The sequence below is a fragment of the Asaia bogorensis genome (assembly GCF_900465345.1).
In the GTDB taxonomy this organism is placed as follows: domain Bacteria; phylum Pseudomonadota; class Alphaproteobacteria; order Acetobacterales; family Acetobacteraceae; genus Asaia; species Asaia bogorensis_A.
Genome location: NZ_UEGO01000011.1, coordinates 1 through 23774 on the forward strand (window position 1 = coordinate 1; position 23774 = coordinate 23774).

Annotated in this window: 19 protein-coding genes and 1 tRNA gene; 13 read left to right on the forward strand and 7 right to left on the reverse strand. The window is 61.3% G+C overall.

Annotation, left to right across the window (positions count from 1 at the left end; all coding sequences use genetic code 11):
* Positions 1–51: 51 nt before the first annotated feature.
* Positions 52–390: a hypothetical protein gene (locus ED655_RS05055; RefSeq protein WP_240993507.1), complete on the forward strand. Its 339-nt coding sequence runs from the start codon at positions 52–54 to the stop codon at positions 388–390.
* 214 nt (positions 391–604) lie between these two features.
* Complete coding sequence (locus ED655_RS05060; RefSeq protein ID WP_122049251.1) at positions 605–994, forward strand: GlcG/HbpS family heme-binding protein; 390 nt, start codon at positions 605–607, stop codon at positions 992–994.
* A gap of 138 nt (positions 995–1132) precedes the next feature.
* On the opposite strand, the gene ED655_RS05065 is transcribed toward ED655_RS05060, so the two are convergent.
* Together ED655_RS05065 and ED655_RS05070 are read right to left on the reverse strand one after the other, a co-directional pair.
* Positions 1133–1209 (reverse strand) — tRNA-Arg (locus tag ED655_RS05065).
* Positions 1210–1344: 135 nt separating this feature from the next.
* Positions 1345–2463, reverse strand: a complete 1119-nt coding sequence (locus ED655_RS05070; protein WP_240993508.1) for an alpha/beta fold hydrolase — start codon at positions 2461–2463, stop codon at positions 1345–1347.
* Positions 2464–2594: 131 nt separating this feature from the next.
* Here ED655_RS05070 and polA point away from each other — a divergent pair, with 131 nt between their 5' ends.
* The 3 genes from polA to ED655_RS05085 are packed head-to-tail and all read left to right on the forward strand — an operon-like array spanning position 2595 to position 7712.
* On the forward strand, positions 2595–5354 hold the full coding sequence (gene polA, locus ED655_RS05075; protein WP_122049333.1) for a DNA polymerase I: 2760 nt from the start codon (positions 2595–2597) through the stop codon (positions 5352–5354).
* A 3-nt stretch (positions 5355–5357) separates the two neighbouring features.
* Positions 5358–5984, forward strand: a complete 627-nt coding sequence (locus ED655_RS05080; protein WP_122049253.1) for an SCO family protein — start codon at positions 5358–5360, stop codon at positions 5982–5984.
* 12 nt (positions 5985–5996) lie between these two features.
* A complete protein-coding gene (locus ED655_RS05085) occupies positions 5997–7712 on the forward strand; it encodes an ABC transporter substrate-binding protein (protein ID WP_240993509.1) in 1716 nt (571 codons plus the stop codon).
* 106 nt (positions 7713–7818) lie between these two features.
* Here the strand turns inward: ED655_RS05085 and ED655_RS05090 are convergent, their stop codons facing one another.
* A complete protein-coding gene (locus tag ED655_RS05090) occupies positions 7819–9015 on the reverse strand; it encodes an acyltransferase family protein (protein ID WP_162993396.1) in 1197 nt (398 codons plus the stop codon).
* 238 nt (positions 9016–9253) lie between these two features.
* On the opposite strand from ED655_RS05090, the gene ED655_RS05095 reads away from it, so the two are divergent.
* A complete protein-coding gene (locus ED655_RS05095; RefSeq protein ID WP_162993397.1) occupies positions 9254–9721 on the forward strand; it encodes a hypothetical protein in 468 nt (155 codons plus the stop codon).
* A gap of 288 nt (positions 9722–10009) precedes the next feature.
* On the opposite strand, the gene purD is transcribed toward ED655_RS05095, so the two are convergent.
* Positions 10010–11266 (reverse strand): phosphoribosylamine--glycine ligase, encoded by a 1257-nt coding sequence (purD, locus tag ED655_RS05100; RefSeq protein WP_122049256.1) that lies wholly within the window; start codon positions 11264–11266, stop codon positions 10010–10012.
* A gap of 58 nt (positions 11267–11324) precedes the next feature.
* Here purD and xseA point away from each other — a divergent pair, with 58 nt between their 5' ends.
* Both xseA and ED655_RS05110 read left to right on the forward strand, forming a co-directional pair.
* On the forward strand, positions 11325–12776 hold the full coding sequence (xseA, locus tag ED655_RS05105) for an exodeoxyribonuclease VII large subunit (RefSeq protein WP_122049257.1): 1452 nt from the start codon (positions 11325–11327) through the stop codon (positions 12774–12776).
* The gene (locus ED655_RS05110) at positions 12773–13147 is read left to right on the forward strand and encodes a hypothetical protein (protein WP_122049258.1); all 375 of its coding nucleotides are present in this window, start codon (positions 12773–12775) and stop codon (positions 13145–13147) included. Before xseA ends, ED655_RS05110 begins: the two co-directional genes overlap by 4 nt.
* 448 nt (positions 13148–13595) lie before the next feature.
* Here ED655_RS05110 and ED655_RS05120 read toward each other — a convergent pair whose 3' ends face one another.
* Positions 13596–16535, reverse strand: coding sequence for an Rne/Rng family ribonuclease (locus ED655_RS05120; protein ID WP_122049260.1), 2940 nt, complete (start codon positions 16533–16535; stop codon positions 13596–13598).
* A 519-nt stretch (positions 16536–17054) separates the two neighbouring features.
* Here ED655_RS05120 and ED655_RS05125 point away from each other — a divergent pair.
* Positions 17055–17957, forward strand: a complete 903-nt coding sequence (locus ED655_RS05125; protein WP_122049335.1) for an N-acetylmuramoyl-L-alanine amidase family protein — start codon at positions 17055–17057, stop codon at positions 17955–17957.
* 237 nt (positions 17958–18194) lie between these two features.
* A complete protein-coding gene (locus ED655_RS05130) occupies positions 18195–19766 on the forward strand; it encodes a 2-isopropylmalate synthase (protein WP_122049261.1) in 1572 nt (523 codons plus the stop codon).
* 194 nt (positions 19767–19960) lie between these two features.
* Here ED655_RS05130 and ED655_RS15820 read toward each other — a convergent pair whose 3' ends face one another.
* Both ED655_RS15820 and ED655_RS05140 read right to left on the reverse strand, forming a co-directional pair.
* Positions 19961–20422, reverse strand: coding sequence for a hypothetical protein (locus tag ED655_RS15820; RefSeq protein WP_240993510.1), 462 nt, complete (start codon positions 20420–20422; stop codon positions 19961–19963).
* Positions 20423–20446: 24 nt separating this feature from the next.
* Entirely contained in the window at positions 20447–20716 is a 270-nt protein-coding gene (locus ED655_RS05140) for a hypothetical protein (protein ID WP_122049262.1), read from the reverse strand.
* A 399-nt stretch (positions 20717–21115) separates the two neighbouring features.
* On the opposite strand from ED655_RS05140, the gene ED655_RS05145 reads away from it, so the two are divergent.
* The 3 genes from ED655_RS05145 to ED655_RS05155 are packed head-to-tail and all read left to right on the forward strand — an operon-like array spanning position 21116 to position 23699.
* Positions 21116–22162 carry a rod shape-determining protein gene (locus ED655_RS05145; protein WP_122039080.1) on the forward strand — a complete coding sequence of 349 codons (1047 nt, stop codon included), beginning with the start codon at positions 21116–21118 and terminating at the stop codon, positions 22160–22162.
* A 21-nt stretch (positions 22163–22183) separates the two neighbouring features.
* The gene (locus tag ED655_RS05150) at positions 22184–23128 is read left to right on the forward strand and encodes a rod shape-determining protein MreC (RefSeq protein ID WP_122049263.1); all 945 of its coding nucleotides are present in this window, start codon (positions 22184–22186) and stop codon (positions 23126–23128) included.
* Positions 23129–23132: 4 nt separating this feature from the next.
* Positions 23133–23699, forward strand: a complete 567-nt coding sequence (locus ED655_RS05155; RefSeq protein WP_122049264.1) for a hypothetical protein — start codon at positions 23133–23135, stop codon at positions 23697–23699.
* The last annotated feature ends 75 nt before the right edge of the window (positions 23700–23774 follow it).

Below are 23774 nucleotides of genomic sequence, written 5' to 3' on the forward strand. Positions count from 1 at the left end.
GCATGGATGCCCGCCCCCGCCGCCCCCTCCCGATGGGGAAGGATATGGGCGATGATCCCGCCTATCCTTTGTGACGTGCTGATCGCCCCTGATGATAGCGGCGCAAGGAGGCATGCCGGGGGGCAATCTCGTGATGGCGAGCAGGCGCCCGGACGCTCGATAGCGTTGGCATATAAAGCCCGGACACTCGGTTTCTGCCTTGTTCTAAGCCTTGCCGGGTGTGCAACGCATACGCAGCCAGACATGGATGACAGCGCGGGTGCTGATGATCAGGCGCCGCAGAGCGATGGCGCGCATGGATCACATGGAGGGGGGGGCCATATGGGTGGCCTCTGGACTGAAATGGCCCGCACGGCCCTGCAGACCGGCATGGGTTTCATCCATCACTGAACGCGTCATATGAAGCGAAACTCTCAGGGGAGTAGGCCGAGCCTCTTCCGAACGCGCCACTGTCACACGACATGGTGCGGGGCATCAGGGCTGTCCTGCGCCTTGGGCAGGTGAGCACATCGCTGTCGTAACAATCTTCGCCGTTGCGTGATCGGACGTCCGGATTTTTTGTCCTTATAGTCGGATTCCAGACCTACTCAGAAAGAAAACTCCGATGCAGCTTGCTACCGCCCTGGATTATATCGACCGTGCCCTGCAGATTGCCCGCGAGCGCGGCGTGAGAGTTGCGGTCGCCGTCGTGGATGCCGGTGGCCATCTGGTGGCCTTCAAAAAGGATGACGGCACGCAGCTGGGAAGCATTGAGCTCGCCCTGTCCAAGGCACGTACCTCAGCCCTTTTCCTGCGTCCGACCGAGGATATGGAAAAGGCCCTGCATGCGGGCAAGACCATGATTGCTGCTCTGCCCAATGTTCTGCCTGCAGGTGGCGGTGCACCCATCATGGTCAACGGAGCGGTCATCGGGGCGCTGGGACTGAGCGGCGGGGAGGGTGAGACCGATGCCCGTCTGGCCGAGGCGACAATCAAGGCCTTCGGCATAAGCTGAGTTGGTCTTCTGCGGCCCCCAGCCAGCGCGTCGCATCGTTGGGGGCTGGCCTGTCGGGGCACTCTGCCTCGGCTGAAAAGCGCGCAGAAAACATGGCGCGCTACAGTGCCGTTGAAGCTGATGTGATTTTCAGAAAAATGGCGGACCCGAAAGGATTCGAACCTTCGACCTTCGCCTTCGGAGGGCGACGCTCTATCCAGCTGAGCTACGGGTCCCGCTGGATCGCTATAACCAGATTTTCCAGAGCACGCCAGTCCCAATTTTCGGGTGTCGATCAGACGTGTGATCGCTGTTTTACGAGCAGGCGCTCTCTCAACACTCCTTGCGCTAGGCGTCTTGTCGGGCAAGGCTCAGGGGCCGAAATGGCCCGGATCACCCGCCATCCATGCTGCCGCGGCGGCATCGCCGCCAGAGGGGAGAAGCTGGTCCGGGTGCAAAATCCATGAGGCGATGTCACCCGTCGCATTGCGCCCATTGCGGTCGCGCAGCAGCAGATGGTGCCCCCCGGGAATGAGGTCCTTGCGCACGCCCGCAGGCAGGTGGTGCCAGAACGAGGCCATGGGCGGGGCCGGGATCATCTGGTCATGATCACCGTACAGGACGAGCATGGGAAGTTGGACATTCCGGGCCTGGCCCTGGCCATCGGCCATCAATTCGACCAGCCCGAGCAATGTGTCCAGACGATATTCATGCAGGGTGAGGGGATCGAAATAGAGTCGGCGCAGGGCAGCAATGTTGTTGGTGGCGATATGCTCCCCCGGCACATGCGCGCCGGTGAAGATCCAGTCCGGGGCGATGGTGTCGAGCCCTTCCAGAACAAGGCGTGAGAAGGGGTCAAAGCGCCATATGGCGGGAGAGACGAGAATAACGCCGCTTAATCCCGCGCCTTCGGGGGCTGCCTGCGGATCGGCCGCCAGAATTGTTGCAACCGCGCCCCCCATGCTCTCCCCCATGATGAAAAGCGGCACGGTTGGGTTGCGGGCATGGATGAAGCGGGCCTCTTCGCGCGCATCCTGAACCAGCCTTGCGGTGCTGCTCCAGCGGCCGCGACTGGTTGTTTCACCAAAGCCGCGGGCATCGGGCGCTATGGTTTCGATGCCTGAGGCGGCGAGTTGCGGTGCAGAGAATTCCCAGGCGTCGCGACTGTCACCAAAGCCATGCAGTGCCAGAATGATGGCATGCATCGGCGCTTTGGCAGGCCATACACGCAGCGGCGCAACGGCACCGTCAGACAGGGTGATATGCATTGAGGCAGGAATAAGCGCGGCTTCCTGCCCGTGTGGTTGTGGAGCATGGCGGGGTGGGGCGGTGGTGCACCCCGACAGGATCAGGCCACAGATCACAACAGGAACGAGGCGCGCGAGCCATGCCCGTGGCGGAACGGACGCGCTCTCGCTTCGCTCAGAGCGGGCATCGCTTGCCCTTGCCCTGTGACGGTAGTTTGAATGTGGGCGGAACTCTCGTATCATCGGAAGAGTATTGCGTCCTCGGGGCGCGCTGGCCAGTAGGGGCGCAAATCTGCCCCGCCGGGATGCCGTATGATGGTGTACCCGCAGAAGGAGATGCGCAGCTTGTCATTCTCGATCATACAGGTTGCCGCATGAGCGCCGGGAAACATCTGGTTCTGGTTGATGGTTCGGGCTTCATTTTCCGCGCCTTTCATGCGCTGCCGCCCATGAGCAGCCCTGAAGGGGTGCCGGTCAATGCGGTGTATGGCTTTACCAATATGCTGCAACGTCTGTTGCGCGATCATGTCGGCACGCATCTGGCCGTTGTTTTCGATGCCGGGCGCCAGACCTTCCGCAACGACATCTACCCCCAGTACAAGGCGCATCGTCCCGAAGCGCCAGAAGATCTGCGCCCGCAATTCCCGCTCATCCGCGATGCAACGCGGGCCTTCAATGTGCCCATGATCGAGCTGGCCGGTTTCGAGGCGGATGACATCATCGCCTCCTATGCCGAAATCATCGAGCGAGAGGGCGGTCAGTGCACGATCGTCTCGTCAGACAAGGATCTGATGCAGTTGGTGAGCGATCGCGTGGCCCTGCTCGATCCGATCAAGCAAAAGCCGATCAAACTGGCAGAGGTCGAGGCCAAGTTTGGCGTACCACCCGAGCGTGTGATCGATGTGCAGGCCCTGATGGGCGACCCGACCGATAACGTGCCGGGTGTGCCGGGGATCGGGCCCAAGGGCGCGGCGCAATTAGTGCAGGAATTCGGCACGCTGGAGGCGATCCTCGCGGCCGCTCCCGACATGAAGAAGTCCAAACGGCAGCAATCGCTGATCGACCATGCCGAGGCCGCCCGTATTTCGCTTAGGCTGGTGACGCTGGCACGCGATGTGCCCTTGCCTGAACCTGTCGAGGCCCTTGGCTGCCGTGAGCCCGACGCGCCCGTCCTGCGTGATTTTCTGGAAAAGATGGGGTTTCACTCGGTCATCCAGCGCATGGGGCTGGGGGCGCTGGCGGGCAAACGCAGCGCCGGCAAGGTAGAGCCGACGGCCAATGAAGCGACCGAAGAGACGACCAAGGGTGACAAGCCCTATGGCCCGTATGAAACCATCCAGTCCATCGACACACTCAAGGACTGGATCGCCCGCGCACAGCGCCGTGGGTATTTCGCCTTCGATACCGAGACGGATTCGCTCAATGCCCGTCAGGCGACACTGATTGGCCTGTCACTGGCCGTGGCACCGGGCGAGGCGGCCTATGTGCCGCTGCGTCATGAGGGCACGCTGGAGCACCCTGCGGGCGGCCAGCTGGATGTGGCAGAGGTGCTCGAAGCCCTTCGCCCGCTTCTGGCCGATGACTCGGTGCTGAAGATTTTCCAGAACGCCAAATACGACCTGCTCGTGCTGTCTCACGCGGGTATCGATAATGTGGCACCGATTGATGACACGATGCTCATTTCCTACGCCCAGTCGGCGGGTGAGCATGGTCAGGGCATGGATGAACTGTCGCGCCTGCATCTGGGCCATGAGCCAATTTCCTATGACTCCGTTACGGGAACTGGGCGCAGCAGGGTGCCTTTCGCGCAGGTCCCCATAGCCCGCGCAACGGAGTACGCGGCCGAGGATGCCGATGTGACGCTGCGTCTGTGGCTCGCTCTCAAGCCTGCCCTGCGCGAGCGTCATGCGCTAGCGCTCTATGAGGAGATGGAGCGCCCTCTGGTTGCCATCCTCAGGGACATGGAGCAGGCGGGGGTCAAGCTCGATGCCGCGGAACTGCGCCGCATGTCGGCCGATTTCGGCTCGCGCATGGCCGAGATGGAAATCGAGATCCATGCTCTGGCGGGGCGCAGCTTCAATCTGGGGTCGCCCAAGCAGCTTGGCGAAATCCTGTTCGACGAAATGAACCTGCCAGGTGGGAAACGCACCAAGGCAGGCGCGTGGGGCACGGATTCATCGGTGTTGCAGGAACTGGCCGATGCCGGGCATGAACTCCCCTCGCGTATTCTTGCGTGGCGTCAGCTCGCCAAGCTGAAATCGACCTATGCGGATGCGCTGGTACAGCAGATGGATGCGCGCACCCATCGCGTTCACACCTCGTTCCAGATGGCCATCACCACCACAGGCCGTCTGTCATCCAACGACCCCAATCTGCAGAATATTCCCATCCGCACCGAGGAAGGCGGGCGCATCCGCCGTGCCTTCATTGCGGAAGAGGGTTATGTGCTGGTTTCGGCGGATTATTCCCAGATCGAACTGCGCCTTCTGGCCGAGGTGGCCGATATCGGCCCATTGAAGGAAGCCTTCACGCTGGGGCAGGATATCCATGCCCGCACGGCCGCCGAAGTGTTCAATCTGCCGCTCGAGAATATGGACCCGCTGACGCGTCGACGCGCCAAGGCCATCAATTTCGGCATCATCTACGGCATTTCGGCTTTCGGTCTGGCGCGTCAGCTTGGCATAGCTGCGGGTGAGGCGCGTCGTTATATCGATGCGTATTTTGCCCGCTATCCGGGTATTCGCGATTACATGGATCGTACCAAGGATGATGCCAAGCGTGATGGTTACGTCACCACGCCGCTGGGGCGTCGGTGCTACGTGCCGGGAATTGGCGAAAAGAACGGGGCCAGACGTGCTTATGCCGAGCGTCAGGCGATCAACGCCCCCCTGCAGGGCGGGGCTGCCGATATCATCAAGCGCGCCATGGTGCGTCTGGGGCGGCGCTTGCCACAAAGCGGGCTGGACGCCAGAATGTTGCTTCAGGTGCATGACGAATTGCTGTTCGAGGTCCGGGCCGATCAGGCTGAGGCCCTGGCAGAATTCGTCCGTATCGAGATGGAGCAGGCCGCGACACTGAGTGTGCCGCTGGTTGTTGAGACAGGTATTGGCAAGAACTGGGCGGAAGCACATTAAGCAATGAACAAGAACCGTACACCCCGCAAGACCTGGACTGCTCCGCGTCTTTCCATTGTCGTCCTCATTCTCGCTCTGGCGCTCAGTTGGAGCGCGTATCGCCTTTCCGAGAAATACGGCAGCACGGTTTCGACCCAAGGTAACGAGATTGGCGGGAGTTATCGTCTGGTCGCGCTGGGCGAGGGCAATGTCACCGAGGGCGATTTCAAGGGGAACTGGGTTCTGGTCTGGTTCTTCGACACGCATTGTCCCAAGGGACTCTGTGGTCCGGTGCTTAAAACCATGAGCGATACCAAGCTGGCTCTTGCGCGCGAGGGGGTGAAGGTTGCCCCATTGGCCATCACGCTCGACCCGCTTCACGATGAATCAGACGATCTCAAGAAATATGCCCTGCCTCTGGGCGATCACGTCGTGCCGCTCACGGGCTCACCCAGCATGATCGACCGGGTGGCGAAGGAATTTCACGCACCCAACGAGATGGTCCATGCCGAAGATGGTACAGCCTATCATCTCCCGGCCCCACGCATTGTGATTATGGACCCGCAAGGGCGTTATGCTGGCACGGTCGATTCAACAGCAGGGACCGAGGCGCTGGTGACGCGCATCCATCAGCTTGCCCATCGCGGCTGAGAGCAGCGCAGCGTGAGAGGGCGTTACGGCCTCATTCTTGCCGGGCTGGGCGCCGTTCTTCTGGCGCCCTCCCTTCATGGCCAGGGAGCACAGGCGGCGCCCCCCGGGGCAGAGGAAGCATCGCCCGCGATGTCAGATGGCATCACGCAAGGCAGTCCTCATCGCGGTGGTGGGTTGCGCCTGACCGCCGATGCGCCGGGCGGTACGCTGGACCCGCAAATCAATTACACCAGCGAATATATCCAGCTTTTCGTGAACATGTATGACGGGCTCGTGACCTATCGTCAGGCCGACGGGACGCGTGGGCTCGAGGTCGTGCCGGATCTGGCTGAGGCGCTGCCCGAGGTGAGCGCGGATGGTCTGGTTTGGGCGTTTCGTCTGCGTGAGGGGATACGCTTCTCCAATGGCGCCCCGGTAACGGTAGAGGATGTGGCGGCATCGCTGCGCCGCATCTACAAGGTGGGTAGCCCCACCGCCTTGTCCTTTTATGGCAATATCACCGGAGCCAAGGCCTGCCTTGCCGATCCCGCCCATTGCCGTCTTGAGGGGGTGACGACCGATCCGGCGACGCGGCGTATTACCATCCGGCTCGATGCCCCTGACGGTGAATTTCTCCAGAAGCTCGCTTTTCCTCATGCTGTGATCCTGCCCAGGGATGCCCCGGCGACGGAATCGGCGCTGACGCCCCTGCCTGGCACAGGGCCGTATCGGATCACGCATTATGATCCGTCGCGCCGAATGGAGATTGGGCGTAATCCCTATTTTCGGGTCTGGAATCCGGCCGCGCAGAGCGAAGGCTATGTCGATCGGATCGATTATGATTTCGGCCTGTCGGATGAGGCCGAGGTGACCGCCATCGAGCAGGGGCAGTATGACTCGATGCTCGATGCCAAGCCGCAGGACCGGTTGGGCGAGCTGGGCAGCCGGTTTACCGATCAGGTGCATCTGCAGCCGCTTCTTGGCCTGTATTATCTGGCCCTGAATGTGCATGAGCCGCCTTTTGACTCTCTTGCTGTCAGGCAGGCCATCAATCATGCGATCGACCGCCATGCGATGACCATTCTCTATGGCGGTTCGGCCATTGCCGAGCCGCTCTGCCAGATTGTGCCGCATGGTATTGCCGGGGCCGATATTCCTTGCCGGTTCGGGCGGCTATCCGAGGCTGGAGAATGGCAGGGGCCCGATATCGATCGCGCCCGGGCACTTATCCGCCAGAGTGGCCATGCCGGGCAAAGCGTGACGCTTGTCGTGCCGAATCAGGCTATTGGTCTGGCGATGGGGGTCTATCTGCGGAACATGCTGCAATCCCTGGGATTTCAGGCCAGTGTGCGCCCCATGACACCCGCCACGGCGGAAGGCTATGCCCGCAATTCAGACAATCACGTGCAGATCAGCCTGGCTTACTGGTATGCGGATTACCCGTCGCCTTCGACTTTTCTCGATGCCTTGCTGGGCTGCGACAACGCACGCCCTCACTCTGACAGCGCGACAAATGCGAGCGGGTTCTGTCATCCCGGGCTTCAGAAGCTCATGACGCAGGCCGAGCACAGCCTCAATGCGGGACAGGCTCGCACGCTATGGGAGCGCGCAGGCACGTTGGCAATGGAGCAGAGCGCCTTCATACCGCTCATACAGATGCGCTATGTGGATTTCGTCTCGAAACGTCTGGGAAATTATCACTACTCATTGCTCAACCACATGCTGATTTCGCAGGTCTGGGTGCAATAGGCTCGCGCATCCCGCACTCCGGTTCCTCAAAGGGCGTGGTCGTTCAGGCACTGTCTGAAGAGAGCGCTCAGATGCTGTCATGCTCTCGCCCAAATGATTGCTGCTTTCATGGAGTGGCGCATAGCCAGCCACGCAGCCGCTTGTCGAGCGGCTGTGAGAAACCGCAACTGATCACGCGGCCGAGGCCGAATACAGCAAGCAGGGCCGGAGGGTAGATCAGCCATGCCCAGCCGGTATCGAGCCCTGATAACCGGGTGAGCCCGACGACGGGCATGACGATGAACATATGGCTGAGATAGATTTCATAGCTGTCCTGTCCCCAGCGACGCAGCCAGCGTGTATGTCGTCCCGTGTATGCGGCCCCCCATCCCCGGGCGAAAGCCCAGACACACAGGCCTATGGCCGTATTGAAAAACAACGGTGTCGCGAGCCCGAAAAGGGACCAGCACCAGCCCCCCTGCAAAAGATAGAGCGCCATACCGGCAATGCCTGCTGAACCGGCCATCGTGACAGCCAGTCGATGACGCGGGTGCAAAGTCCGCCTTGCGACCAGAGCCGCGAACACGCCCGTGGCGATGGCGCTCATGTCTGGGCCATAGGCCTTTTCCTGCCATATCTCAGTGGCATCACGCAGTTGCCACTCGAAATACGGCGCGGCGAGCGCGAGGAGTGCTACACAGAGCATCAGGGTTGTTTTTGAGCGACCGAGGCTCAGGCAGATCAGCGGGAAGGCAAGGTAGAAAACTTCCTCGACCGAGAGTGACCAGAGCACATCCCAGTAAGCCGGCAGATATCCTGTGCGGCCCTCATAGACATTCAGATGCATGAACAGGGCGGAAAAGGCCGCTCCACCGAGGCTTTGCCCCGGATGGTCTGGCTCGAAGCTTGGCACATGCAGCGCACCAAGCGTGCAACAGATGGCGATGAGAATAAGAAGACAGGGCAGGATACGCGCAGCACGTCGGCCCGAGAAGGCGCGCCAGTCGAGCGCGGCAGGACGGCCGTAGCGTCTGATCATGTGATCCGTGATCAGAAAGCCGGAAATGACGAAGAACATTGTCACCCCCTTAATGCCACCCCAGTTCAGCATCCTCAGCACACGATACGGCATGACGCGTGCAAGACTGGTTTCCGTAAGGGGAAAGCGCAGGGCCAGATGATGTATGACCACCAGCAGAATGGCGATCCCACGCAGGCAATCGATCCCGTCATTGCGACGCAGGTTGACCCCGTCCTGTGCTTGTCGAGCAGCGCAAGAGAGAGGCATGGTGGAAGGGGACAGGGGACGCGGAGGCGCGCTCATGATGTGGCAAAGCTCCGCAGGGATGATGACGCTGCGATCTGACATCCCATCATGGCACCATGATGGCCGATGCGACGCGAGCGCGGCCCATCCTCGTCACGTTAGTGAATCCTCTAGCGCGGCAACAGCAAAGGAATGTTATCTATAACTTCAATATAACGTTATATATGGGACTCATAACGTTATTTTCGCTATCGTGAAGATGTCGTCGTGTTGTCACGGCGTCATGGAGAACACGATGATACAGCATACGATCATGGCGGTATTCGATACCGCCCGTCATGCCCAGATCGCTGTTGATGACCTTCTGGTTTGTGACATCCCATCAGAGACAATCCATCAATATCCCCTGCATGCAGGCGATGCCCCTGCCGAGGCCATGCGAACGGGCAACGAGCTTCATCGTCCACCGGGCGTGTGGACGTGGCTGATCAATGATCATCCACAGCCCGGTTCGGACAAGGCGCATCAGGTGGCGCTCTATCATGAGAGCCGTGCGCGGAACGAGCCTGTGCTGGTTGCCGTGGCGTCATCTACGCTCAACGAAGCCAAGATCAGGAAAATCCTCAATGACCATGCCCCACTGGATGTTAAGGGCTCGGAAGAAGGACAACATCATGAGACCACGTCGCTTGCGCAGGAAAGCCAGATGGACCCGTCGTTCCTTGAGCCCGCGGCCCCTGTCGAAATGACGGAATATCACTAGGGCCTCAAAGCCCTCCCGGTCCGGTCTGATTGCCGGGCCGGGGAGAGGCTCACCGCATCCTTGCGTAAGGCAGCGCTCATTCCGGCGGGAAGTAGGATTGCGCATGCCTTTGCGTGTTGTGTTTTCGGGCTCACGCGCCGTTCGTCAGGCAGACGCGGCCGCTTTTATCCGGCGCTAACTTGGGCTTTCGTATCTGGCAGGCAGAATTACCTCGCCTATTTCGACGTCAGGGCCAGGTTGCTGCCTGCAGTATGGCCCCGCCATATTTGCAGACGGGGCAGGCATGTTTCAGAGACCGATATCGCGACGGTAGATCCCGTCATCCCAGTCTATGGCCGACACGCCTTGATAGGCCCGTGCCCGTGCCTCTTCCGGCGTTGCACCTGTGGCGCACACGGTCAGGACGCGGCCGCCGGCAGCGACGAGCTTGCCGTCCTGCATGGCTGTGCCTGCCTGAAACACCTGTACGCCTGGCACAGCATCGGCCCGCTCGATGCCCCGTATCACCCCGCCTTTGGCAGGGGTGCCCGGATAGCCACGCGCCGCCAGCACGACCGAAATCGAGGCCTCATCGGTGAAGCTGATGGCGGCGTCATCAAGGCGTCCCTCGGCCAAGGCCTTGAGCACGGGCAGCAGATCCGATTGCAGGCGGATCAGCAGGGCCTGTGCCTCGGGGTCGCCGAAACGCACATTGTATTCGATCAGCTTGGGGCCTTCCTCGGTCAGCATCAGCCCTGCAAAGATGATTCCCCTGAAAGGCGTCCCACGCCGGACCATCTCGGCCAGCATCGGGCGCACCATGATATCGAGCGCCTTTTCCTGCGCGTCGCGATCGAAATGGGGCGGCGGCGACACGGCACCCATGCCTCCGGTATTGGGCCCTGTATCCCCTTCACCAATGCGCTTGTGGTCGCGCGCGGCACCAATCAGCACAGCCTCACCGTCGGAGCAGAAGGCGAACAGCGAGACTTCCTGCCCGACAAGACATTCCTCGATTACGATGCTGGCGCCGGCGGCACCGAAACTGCGATCGGTCAGGATATCGATGATGGCGGCCTCGGCCTCTTCGAGCGTCAGGGCCACGATCACGCCCTTGCCGGCGGCCAGACCATCGGCCTTGATGACAATGGGGGCCCCACGGCGATGCACGAAGGCCAGAGCAGGTTCTGCTTCCTCAAAACGCTCCCATCGTGCCGTGGGAATACCGGCAGCGTCGGCCACATCCTTGGTAAAGCTCTTGCTGCCCTCAAGCGCACTGGCGGCCTGGCTCGGTCCGGCGCAGGCAATGCCAGCTTCAGCGCAGAGATCGGCGAGACCAGCAACAAGCGGTGCTTCCGGGCCCGGAACGACGAGATCGATTCGCTGTTCACGGGCGAAATTCACGAGGCCCGTCACATCATCGGCGGCAAGAGGGACCAGCGTACCAAGCGTCTGCATGCCCGGATTTCCCGGTGCAATGAAGAGCGTTTCCAGCTCCGGAGAGCGGGAGAGGCAGGCTGCCAGAGCATGTTCGCGTCCGCCTGATCCGACAAGTAACACCCGCATTGTCATTCTTCCTGTTCTGACTGGTCGTAGCCCGCGTTCCGTAGCATAGACTGTGCTCATGAGCGAAAACGATCACAGCGCGAGCGGGAATGTCCCCGAATATTCGGTCAGTGAAATCTCCGGCGCCATCAAGCGTACGCTCGAAGGCAGCTTCGGCCGCGTGCGCGTGCGCGGAGAGATCACCGAACTCAAGCGCTATCCCTCGGGCCATGTCTACCTCTCCCTGAAAGACCAGGGAGGCAAGATATCGGGCGTGATCTGGCGCGGCTCGGTGTCACGCCTTGGCATGGTGCCTGAGAACGGGGTCGAGGTGATCGCAACCGGCCGCGTTTCCGCCTATGGCGACAGGTCGAGCTATCAGCTTGTCATCGACCAGATGAGTTTTGCGGGTGAGGGAGCCCTTCTCGCCAAGATCGAGAAGCTGCGCCAGAAGCTTCTGGCCGAAGGGCTGTTCGATAGCGAGCGCAAGAAGCCGCTGCCCTTCCTGCCGCGGCTGATCGGGCTCGTGACTTCGAGCCGCGGGGCCGTGCTGCACGATATTCTCACTACCCTGTCACGTCGCTTTCCACGCCCGGTTCTGGTCTGGCCCGTGGCCGTGCAGGGTGAGGGCGCTGCGGCCCAGATAGCGGCGGCCATCGAGGGGTTTTCGAGCCCGACCCTGCCTGAAGCGCTTCGACCCGATCTGATGATCGTGGCGCGCGGTGGCGGTTCGCTGGAGGACCTCATGGCTTTCAACGATGAGTCGGTTCTTCGCGCCGTGGCGGCCTGTCCCATTCCGCTGATCTCTGCGGTCGGGCACGAAACCGATACCACCCTGATTGATTTCGTGTCGGATCAGCGCGCGCCCACCCCCACGGCTGCGGCTGAGATGGCCGTTCCGCTCCGTTCGGAGATGGTGGCCGATCTGGCTCATCGCGGCGCACGCCTTGCTGGTGCCCTGTCGCGGCAGTTGCAAATGGCCCGGGCGCGACATGACCAGATCGTTGCGCGCCTGCCCGATCTGCCGGGATTGCTGGAAACAGCGCGTTTCAGGCTGGACGAGCGCGGACAGCGTCTTGAGCTTGCCCTGCCCATGGTGGCGTCAAAAGCCCGGCAACGTCTGATGACGCTTGAGGGGCGCATGCCCTCGGCCGCTCATTTCATGGGCCAGAAGCAGGCGCGTCTTGGCCTGGCCAGCGCCGCTCTGGCTTCGGGCATCCGTTTTCGCATGCAGCAGGAGCGCGCGTCATTCACGCATGCGCGTCTTGGAACCGAAACGGTCAGCGCTCGTCTTGGTCTCGATCGGGCGAGATTGTCCGGTATGGTGGGCAGGCTTGAGGCCGTGTCGCCCGAGGCGGTTCTGGCCCGCGGTTACGCACTGGTGCAGGATGCACAAGGCAAGCCGGTAACAACGGCTTCCGGACGGCCACGTGGCGGTGCCATTACGCTTCGTTTTGCAGATGGCACGCGCCAGGGACGGCTCGACCCTCTGGGAACGCAAAAGAAAGAACAGGGGGATTTAGGACTATGAAAACGCGCTTTGCACTCACACTGGCGCATGCCGGTCTGCTTGGGGTTTCGCTTCTGGCCGGTTGCGCCGACACGCCTGCGCCCCAGCCAGCTCAAGCCCAGACCCAGGCGCGTATTCCGCCGCAGGATTTCGCACCGGGCCTGACCGGCGAAACACCGTTGCCCGCCAATGAGGCGCAACTGACCAATGATCCTTCGGCCCCGGTCAACACCCCCCTTTGCGGTGCCGTGCAACAGGAGACCAACCGCATGGGTGGGCAGGTGTTCAGCGACGGTCTGGCCTCAGGCAGCGCTTGCCCGCAAAACGCGTGCTTCAACCCACTGACGGGCACATATATCGCAGCGACCGGCGCACCGAGCGTTTGCCGCTGAGTTGAGGCGGAGTACCTTCCCCGGTTTCCCGACTGGGGACTGTACTCGCCTGATAGGACGATATGGTCAGGAAGCGAGCCTCCTGTGTTGAGATGTGTGGCACTCGCTTGGTGAGCATATAATCCATGGGGCGAATGTAGAGCGCGCCATTTGTGCATTGTTTCGCTCGATATTGGATCAAGGCAAAGCCGGATGCGACCCTTGACTGCCGGGGGTGGACCTAGTTCAGCATGCGGGTCAGCGTGGCCTTCGCGCGTATTACCCTGGATTTATAGCGGGATTGCGCGAACGCTTCGTGCCTATTCCGGCTTTGGAAAATCGCTGCTGTCTGGATCTCTTCTCGCGGCTGCTTGAGATACCGGGCCTCGCCATCCGCTCCCCCACACCAAAAAAACGGGGCGGTGTGAGCCGCCCCGTTTTCCTGCTTCAACAATGAAGTCTGTTGCGGTTACCGCTTCCACCAACCCGTACGGGGCTTGGCGGGAGCAACCTCATCGACATTGATAGGCTGCACGACCGGTGCCGCATCATCGGACTTGGCCTTGCCACGGCGGGCCGAGGTCTTGGCGGGCGCCTTCGCAGCCTGTTCCTCTGCCTTCACCGCGCTGTCAGCCTCAACGTCGCTCGCAGCTGCCTTGCGCGGCGTGCGGCCACGGCGTGGCTTGGGCGCATCGGCGGTTGCTTCTGCGGGTTCTGCATCAACAGCATCCCCTTCAGGCAGGGCAGCTGCAGCTGGTGCCTTGCGAGGGCGGCCGCGACGACGGGCTGCGGGCTTGTCCTGATCGGCCCCTGCCACAGCGACCGGCTCAGCCACGGAGGCTGAGTCCGATTCCACCGGCGCAGTCGGCGCAGGTTCGGCCTGCTCGGCAGCCACCGGACGACGACGCGGACGGCCACGCCCCTTGCGGGCACCAGCCTCATCACCCTCGCGAACGCGGCTTGCAGCCGTTTCAGCGGGCGCTTCTGCCGAGAGGTTGACGGCCGAAGCAGCGCTTTCAGCCCTTGCAGATTCCGCGTCAATGTCGGCCGCGCTACCTGCCAGAGTGGGCTTCGGCTCGTCATTGCGCGCAGATGGTGCGCCCAGACGGGATTCTGCCTGTTCGATCATATCGAAGATGTCGAACGAGGCGCCACCGAAGGGATCGGCCGGGGTAGGGCCATTCCAGCGGTTTTCCGGCTGGTTGCGACGACGATCCTCGTTGCCACGCTTGGCGCCATTGCGCTCACCGTTGCGGTCCGCGTTATCACGTGTCTCGGCCTTGCGGGGCTCCTGGGCACGGGCTTCGCGCGGTGCTTCGGTCTGGCCGCGTTCCTCACGGGAGACACGACGCGTCCGCATGCGACGACGACCGGGAACCATCAGGGCTTCGCTGTCGCCAGCTGCCTGATCGTCGTGCGATGCCGCAACGTCCTGCTCAGGTGCCGTGCCTTCTTCGTCCTCTGCTTCATCAGAGACATCGGCCTCGACTGCCTGCGGCATGTCGCGCGACTCATCCGAGCGTCGGCCATTGCGACGACGACGGCGACGGCGACGGCGACCGCCATCTTCACGGCTGTTTTCCTCGCGCGGTGCTTCGTCACGGCTTTCCTCGGCCGAAACCGCGCCCAGATCGGACTCCTCTTCCACAACGATGGAGGCAGGTGCGGCAGGGGTCGCTACAGACTCATGACGCTCGGGCTGCGGCGCGCGCTGCTCGGCGGGAACCTGCGGGCGCAGGCGTTCGATACGCAGATCGGCCGGGGTCAGGCTGTCATCCGGCTGGAACGACACGCGCATGCGGTGGCGCTGTTCGATCTCGCCAAGCCAGTCACGCTTGTTGTTGAGGATGTAGAGCGCGATGCCCGACGTGATGTGGACACTGATCTCGGCGGCTTTCTGCTTCAGCCCTTCCTCGTCCAGGGCGCGCAGCACGTGCAGGGCGGCGCTTTCAATGCCACGCACATGGCCTGTGCCCTGACAATGGGGGCAGGGAACCAGAACGGCTTCCGAGATCGACGGGCGCAGACGCTGGCGGGACATTTCCAGCAGGCCGAAATGCGAGATCTGGCCAATCTGGATGCGTGCGCGGTCAGAACGCAGGGCATCCTTCAGGCGCTTCTCGACCATCGCATTATGCTTGCGGCTTTCCATGTCGATGAAGTCGATCACGACAAGCCCGGCAAGGTCGCGCAGACGAAGCTGACGGGCGACTTCCTCAGCGGCTTCGAGGTTCGTGCGGACTGCCGTATCCTCGATATTGCGCTGACCGGTCGAACGGCCGGAGTTCACGTCGATCGAGACGAGGGCTTCGGTCTGGTTGATCACCAGATAGCCACCCGATTTCAGCTGGGCCGTGGGCGAGAAGATCGCGTCCAGATGGCCTTCCACGTGGTAGCGACCGAACAGGCTCTGGCTCTGGTCGCGCCAGAGTTTCACCTTGTTGGCGTTATGCGGCATCAGAAGACGCATGAATTCGCGCGCATTCTTCCAGGCCGGCTCACCATCAATGATGATTTCTTCGATGTCCTTGCTGAACAGGTCGCGAATGGCGCGCTTGATCAGATTGGCTTCTTCATAAATCAGTGTCGGGGCGACCGATGACAGCGTGTGGTTGCGGATATCGTCCCAGAGCTGAAGCAGATATTCGCAGTCACGCGTGATTTCGGGCCCCGGACGCTGCGCACCAGCGGTGCGCACGATCATGGCCATGCCGCGCGGCAGGTCGAGCTCGGCAATGATGTCGCGCAGGCGCTTGCGATCGCTGTCGGATGTGATCTTGCGCGATACGCCGCCGCCGCGCAGGGCATTGGGCATCAGCACGCAATAACGTCCTGCCAGAGAAACATAGGTGGTCAGAGCCGCACCCTTGTTGCCGCGTTCTTCCTTGACGACCTGAACGAGCAGGATCTGGCGACGGCGAATGACTTCCTGGATCTTGTAGTTACGCAGGAAGCGGGCCGTGCGACGGGCGGCTGCACCCTCGTCACCCGTGTCATGCTCACCACCAACAGTCTCAGGGCGGGCTTCGAAATCAGGCTGTTCTGCCTGCTCGGCCTGTTCCGCGTCCGCAGTGGTCTCGGCGCCTTCGTTCTCGGTCTCGACGCGCTCATCGGCGCGGAGATCTTCGTCCTGAAGGGCGAGAAGCTTTTCGCGGTCGGCAACCGGGATCTGGAAATAATCCGGGTGGATTTCGCTGAAGGCAAGGAAGCCGTGACGGTTGCCGCCGTAATCGACAAAAGCAGCCTGAAGGCTGGGCTCTACACGAATGACCTTGGCGAGGTAGATGTTACCCTTGATCTGCTTTTTTGATGATGTTTCGATATCATAATCTTCGAGACGATCACCATCCATGACCACAACGCGGGTTTCTTCCGCGTGTGTGGTGTCGATCAGCATACGCTTGTTCATAAATAAGGAGACTCCGGTCAGCCCTTGTCACGGCCGGTATCGAACCCTGTGCAGACACAGTGGCGTTTCCGGCGCGCGCGGCAGAATGTCGAGGCGTGGTTTGTGAGAAAGAGCCATCAGACCAGCGCTCGCGGAACAGCGTCGGACACAGGTCGATGCCTGCTCCGGTAGTTTTCCACAAAACGAGACTGGCAGATTTCATGCGGCCCCTGCGAGTTGTCATCTGCGCCCAGGCCTGGAAGACTGACCTCTCTTGTCGTCCCGCGGCTGTGCCTGCGGGAGGGAGGGGGCTCTTGCAAACCATGATGACGCGCGAAGCATGCCAGAAAACGGGAGCGGCGCTCGGAAAATACCCCTCTAGACGGGGCTCTGTCCTGGCGCCGGATCGACCGTATCGTGATCCTTCTCCCACAGGATGACGGAAAATGCCGTGCTATGCAAGATGGCCGCCATCGCCTTGTTGACACCTTATTTTTTGATCAGAAGATGCGCTGTCATCTCTCATCACCGGGGCCGCCTATGCCTGTTTTCGATCCGACCCGCCGCAAGGTGACGAGACTTCTGGGGGGCTCGCTGGCCACAGGTACGCTGCTCGGTGTGCGCGCTGCGCGTGCGGAAGGCCACCGGGCAGCCCATCACGCAGCGCAGGGGGCGGGTAGCCATCATCTGACGCCGCACGCCAGCGGCAAGGCGCCTGCGCTGGTAGGCAAGGCCGCACCACCGCGCCCTGTGATCATGCTCGACCCCGGTCATGGAGGCAAAGACCCAGGGGCGATCGGTGTGAGCGGCACCTATGAGAAACACATTGCCGCGGCCGCAGCGCAGGAACTCTATCATCAGATCAGAAGTGCCGGACGCTATGATGTCGTGATGACGCGAGCGGACGATCATTTCATTCCGCTCGAGGGGCGCGTGGATCTTGCGCACCGCCACAAGGCGCAGCTTTTCATTTCCATGCATGCCGATGCCCTGCATGACCCGGAGGTAAGGGGCGCCAGCGTCTATACGCTCTCCAACGGAGCATCAGACGCGCAGACCGCCTCGCTCGCCCAGACCGAGAACAGCGCCGACCGGTTTGCTGGCCCGGCGTTTCACGGCATGTCCTCCGAGGTGCAGGCCATTCTCGCCAGTTTAGTGAACGAGGAGACGAGGCGGGGGTCGGCGCATATGGCCGCCAGTGTCGTATCAGCCTTTCAGCCGCGTATCGGCCTGCTGCGCCATCCCGCGCGTCATGCGGCTTTTGTCGTGCTCAAGTCGGCCGATATTCCCTCTGTGCTGGTCGAAATGGGTTTCATGTCCAATCGGCATGACGAGGCGGCCCTGAGGCAGGGAGGCTATCGCAAGCAGGTGGCGACCGCCATGAGCGCGGCAATCGATCGCTATTTCGCCGGATCTGGCATGAATATTGCGCATTCGGGCTAGAAAATGATGCGACTGCGCTAGGCAAGAGCTGGTCTTTTACAGTAGGAAGGGCGTCATGAACATTCTGGCGCCCCTTTCAAGCATAGGATCCCGTGCAGCAGCACGCGCCGATCTGTGCCCGGGCCTCCTTCTTCGTACGCTTCGACTTATCTGCCCCTGAGCGCATTTTGCGGCCGGTTCGACCGGCGCGTTCAGGGGTTACGATCCTGTTGTTCAAAGCCACGAAAAGACAAAGCCATGACCATCATCCATCCTTCTTTCGGCACGGTTGCTGACGACCGCGTCATCATTTTTGACACCACCCTGCGTGATGGCGAGCAATCGCCCGGCTTCTCGATGAATCTGGAAGAGAAGATCCGTATGGCGAAGGCTCTTGAGGAGCTCGGTGTCGATGTGATCGAGGCCGGGTTCCCGGTTGCGTCGCCCGGCGATTTTGAGAGCGTGCAGATGATTGCCGAGACGGTCCGCGAGGCCGTGGTGTGTGGTCTGGCCCGAAGCGGTGGCAAGCGGGACATCGAGGCCGCAGGCGAGGCCATTGCCAAGGCGCCGCGTCGTCGAATTCACAACTTCATTTCTACCTCGCCGCTGCACATGAAGTACAAGCTTCGCATGGAGCCAGAGACGGTTCTGGAGCTGATTGCCGAGGGCAACAAGGCGTCGCGCCACTTCACGGATGACGTGCAGTGGTCGGCTGAGGATGGTTCACGCACCGAGCCGGATTTCCTGTGCCGTTGCGTGGAAATGGCGATCCGTCATGGCGCGACGACCATCAATATTCCTGACACGGTTGGCTTCACCACGCCGGATGAATTGCAGGCTATTTTCACCATGCTGCGTGAGCGCGTGCCGGGTGCGGAAAAGGTGATTTTCTCGACCCATAACCACAACGATCTGGGTTTGGGTGTCGCCAATACGCTGGCAGCAGTCGCGGGTGGCGCCCGCCAGATCGAGTGCACGATCAACGGTATTGGCGAGCGTGCCGGCAATGCGGCGCTCGAAGAGATTGTCATGGCGATCCGCACGCGCCGTGACAAGATTCCCTTCCAGAACCGTATTGAAACGCCGCGTCTGCTGGGAATCTCGCGCTTGTTGGCCAATATCACCGGCTTTGATGTGCAGCCCAACAAGGCGATTGTCGGACGTAATGCCTTTGCTCATGAGAGCGGTATCCATCAGGATGGCATCCTGAAGAACGCAGCGACCTACGAGATCATGACGCCGGAAAGCGTGGGCTGGAGCAAGACATCGCTCGTTCTGGGCAAGCATTCGGGCCGGGCCGCCTTCCGCGACAAGCTCAAGGCGCTGGGCTATGACCTGCCGGATGAGAAGATCCAGGATGCGTTCGAGCGCTTCAAGGTTCTGGCGGATCAGAAAAAGACCGTATTCGACGACGATATCCGCGCCCTGGTCGATGACGAAACCCGTGATCACGACCGTATCCGCTTTGTCGCGCTGGAACTGACGGCTGGTTCGAAGCGTCCGGCCGAAGCAGCGCTCGAATTGCTCGTGGATGGCGTTGTGCGCACGGCAAAGGTCAGCGGCAACGGTCCTGTCGATGCTGCCTTCAAGGCCATTGGCGAGATCTTCCCGCATGAGGCCGAGCTGGCGCTGTTCTCTGTCGGCGCCGTGACCGAGGGCACGGATGCTCAGGCCAAGACGACTGTCCGTCTGCAGGAGGGTGGCAAGATGGTGGATGGTCAGGGCGCTGATGCCGACACGATCGTTTCCGCAGTGCGTGCCTATGTTCATGCGCTGAACAAGCTGCTGGTTAAGCGTGCCCGAAGCGAGCCTGAGGCGCTTAACGCCTGATCAGGCGGCAGATCGATGTTTTCAAGCCCCGGCGGCCTCAGGCTGCCGGGGTTTTTTCATGGCACCATGAGGCCGTCATGAACTTGCGCCCGCTTATGAGAGCAGTAACGGCCCGGGATAAAAGAAAACGCCCCGAAGCGGCATCGCTACGGGGCGTTTTCCGTGTGGTGTTCAAAACGGTGAAGCCGTTTCGACTAGTATCCGTAACCCTGGTTATAGGCTGGATAACCTTGCTGGGCCGGATACGCAGCCTGGGGCTGGGTAGGATAGGCCGGCGCGGCATAGCCGTTCTGGCCATTATTGTAATAGGGCTGCTGATAGCCCTGTTGGGGCGGGGCCTGGTTGGAATAACCGCCCTGGTTGTAATACCCGCTTTGGGCGTAGTTACCGCCGGGCCGGTTCGGTGTGGTGGCCGCGCCACCAGCCGCGCCGACCAATCCGCCTGCAAGTGCACCGATAGCTGCTCCGCGTCCGCCACCCGCAAGGGCGCCGATCGCAGCCCCGGCGCCACCGCCAATCAGGGCACCCGAACCAGCGCGCGAGCCTGGATCATAGGGGCTGCCGCAGGCACTGAGCAGGGTACAAAAACCCGCCATACCCAGAATGGCCAGTGGCCCTTTGCGGCGTGAGGGGCGGGGCGGGTAAGCAAGTATCATGACACGCTTTCAGCGGGTAAGAGATCAGTAACCGGAACGCGGGCGGTTGGGGGTGGTTGCGGCACCGCCGGCAGCACCCAGGGCACCGCCAGCAAGGGCGCCAATGGCGGCACCACGGCCACCACCGGCCAGCGCACCAATGGCGGCGCCACCACCAGCACCGATCAGGGCACCGGAACCAGCGCGTGCGCCGGGATCATAAGGGTTGCCGCAAGCGCTCAGACCCAGCAATCCGAGGCAGGCCGAGGCAGCCAGCAGCTTGCGCGGGCGGAGCAAAGAGAAAGGCGTGGTCATGGTGCTTGAATCCTAGTTCGTTAATTTGACACGTCTAGAACGGGGAGGTTTTTCCCGGGTTTCCACGGGCCACTCAGTCGTGAACATGTCAGGCACAAACAGGCACCCGATCCGCGTTGGCAGCATGTCCGCTTCATGGCCAAGCTGGGACAGTTTGTAACTGAACGTAACTCGCGCGATAAACCGTGGCTGACGAAACGTTTATATTCATTAAACTGCAATTTTCCCTGATCTCCTCTTGCCCCTCACACTGTGCCCCGGTAAGCCACCCGCCAGAATATCTCGCGTCATGACTTCAGCGCGCCAAGGCCCCACTCTTCCTGACCGGGTAATCATGCAGGCGAGGTGAGGGCAGGGCACGACCCATGCGCGCAAAACCTTTTCGGCCAGGAGGCTTGAATGTTCTCACGTCTGCTGGGTCTCATGTCGGCAGACATGGCAATTGACCTCGGCACCGCCAATACTCTCGTTTATGTAAAGGGACGCGGCATCGTCCTTGACGAACCGTCCGTCGTTGCCATCGCCGAGGTGCGTGGCAAGAAGCAGGTTTTGGCGGTGGGCGAGGAAGCCAAGCTGATGGTCGGGCGCACGCCCGGCAATATCACAGCCATTCGCCCGTTGCGCGACGGCGTGATTGCGGATTTCGAAGTGGCGGAGGAAATGATCAAGCATTTCATCCGCAAGGTTCACAATCGCCGCGCTTTTGCGAGCCCTCAGATCATTGTCTGTGTGCCGTCTGGTTCAACAGCGGTCGAGCGTCGCGCCATTCAGGAAAGTGCCGAGAGCGCCGGCGCACGCAAGGTCATGCTGATCGAAGAGCCCATGGCGGCTGCCATCGGTGCAGGCCTGCCAGTGACTGAACCCTCGGGTAGCATGATTGTCGATATTGGCGGCGGTACGACTGAAGTCGCTGTGATCTCTCTTGGTGGCATTGTCTATGCGCGCTCAGTGCGTGTGGGCGGCGACAAGATGGACGACGCGATCATTTCCTATATCCGTAAGACATTCAATCTGCTGATTGGCGAGAGTTCGGCCGAGCGTCTGAAGATCGAAATCGGCTCGGCATGCCTGCCTGATGATCCGCGCGATCCGGGCCCGGTGAAGGAAGTTAAGGGGCGCGATCTCATCAATGGCGTGCCGCGTGAGGTTCTGGTGAGCCAGGCCCAGGTAGCCGAGAGCCTTTCCGAGCCGGTCATGCAGATCGTCGACGCCGTGACGATGGCGCTCGAAAATACCCCGCCGGAACTGGCAGCCGATATTGTTGACAAGGGTATTGTGCTGACAGGGGGTGGAGCATTGCTCTATCGTCTGGATGATGTCCTGCGCAATGCGACAGGACTTCCGGTCACCGTTGGCGAGTCACCGCTTTCCTGCGTGGCTCTCGGCACAGGCCGTGCCCTTGAGGAAATGCGTCGTCTGCGGAACGTCCTCATCTCGATGTACTGATAGTCAGGGAGCATCCCGTCGATGCTGTCGATACAGGGACGACACGCACTCGCGAAACTGATGCTGCCGTTTTTCTTCATCCTGGCGGTTGGGCTGATCATGCTTGGTCTGACCCGACGCCCGGTTGTTGATTCCCTGCGCATGAAGCTGGCCGACGGACTTGCACCGGCCTATCGACTTCTGGCGGCACCTGGCACCGGCTTGAATCATCTCCGTCTCTCCTTTGTCGGCCTCGCCGATATCGCTGGTGAGAATGTGCGTTTGCGTGCTGAAAACCAGAAGCTGCGACGCTGGTACGACGTCGCTGTTGCCCTTGCCGACGAGAACGCCCAGCTCAAGGCCAGTCTCCACTGGATTCCTGACAACGCGCCGAATTTCGTCAGTGGTCATGCCCTTCGTGATGCTGGCGGGTTGTATGGTCGCTCTATCCTGCTCGCTGTGGGCGACGGGCATGGAATCGTGCCTGGTGATGTCGCGCTGGATGCGTCCGGCCTGCTCGGTCGTGTGACCGAAACCGGAGCCCATACGGTCCGTATCCTCATGATCAATGACGAGGCGAGCCGTATTCCGGTCATGCTCACGGCATCGCGTGGTAATGCCATCATGGCAGGGGATGGTTCACTCTATCCGCGGCTGATTTACTACGCGCAGGACAACCGCCCAGTCGAGGGCGAGCGTGTGGTGACGGGAGAGCAACCCGCGCCCGAGGGGCGTGATCACGGGGCTTTTGCCGGGATGCCGGGTGGCCTGGTGGTCGGGACAGTCCATTACCTGCGCCCCGGCTCACCCGTCGTTGTGCCCGAAGCGTCACTCGACCATCCGGATATCGTGCGTGTTTTCAATTACACGATAGCTGATCACAATGGCCCCGATGCGCCGGGGAGGGTGCGTATCACCCCTCCCATGCCGGTCGCTCCGGAGCTGCCGTTCATCCCGTTCCAGAAACCGGTACGCGGGCAGGGCTGACATCATGGTGGCGCATCGTCTTCCCCCTGATATCCACCCCGGCATTGCGCCACGTCAGACCTTGCGGCGTCGTGCTGACAGTCTTGTGCGCGCGCTCATGCCGTCGCTTTTCGTGGTCGTCTGTGCCCTTATCCTTTCCGCGGGGCTCGGCCTGCCAGGCCAAAGCGAACTCTGTTTCGGCATCGCGGCAGGGACAGTGTTCTTCTGGTCGTCTCACCGTCCGCAGTCCATGACACCGTTCATGACGTTTTGCGTCGGGTTGATCTGCGAGGTGCTGAGCTTCGGGCCGCCGGGTGTGTTCCTGTTTTCCCTGCTGGTATTTCATGGCGTCGCCCATTTGTGGCGCTATGGTCTGAGCCGCATCAGCTTTCTGTTTGGCTGGGCGCTGCTGGGGGCTCTCGCCCTTGTTTTGTCGTTGTTTGGATGGATCATCGCGTGTATCGGGACGTTAACGTTGCTGTCTCCGGGACCGAGTCTCTTTCAGGCAGCGGTGACAATTGGTATCTATCCGACCCTGAGCGCCCTGTTTGGCTGGGCGCGCCGCACAGTGGCAAACCCCGAGCAAGCCTGAAGGCCCCGACTTGACCATCACGTCCCGTTACAGCGCAGTGCCTTGTGTTGAACGTCCGACCGGCGAAGGCGATGT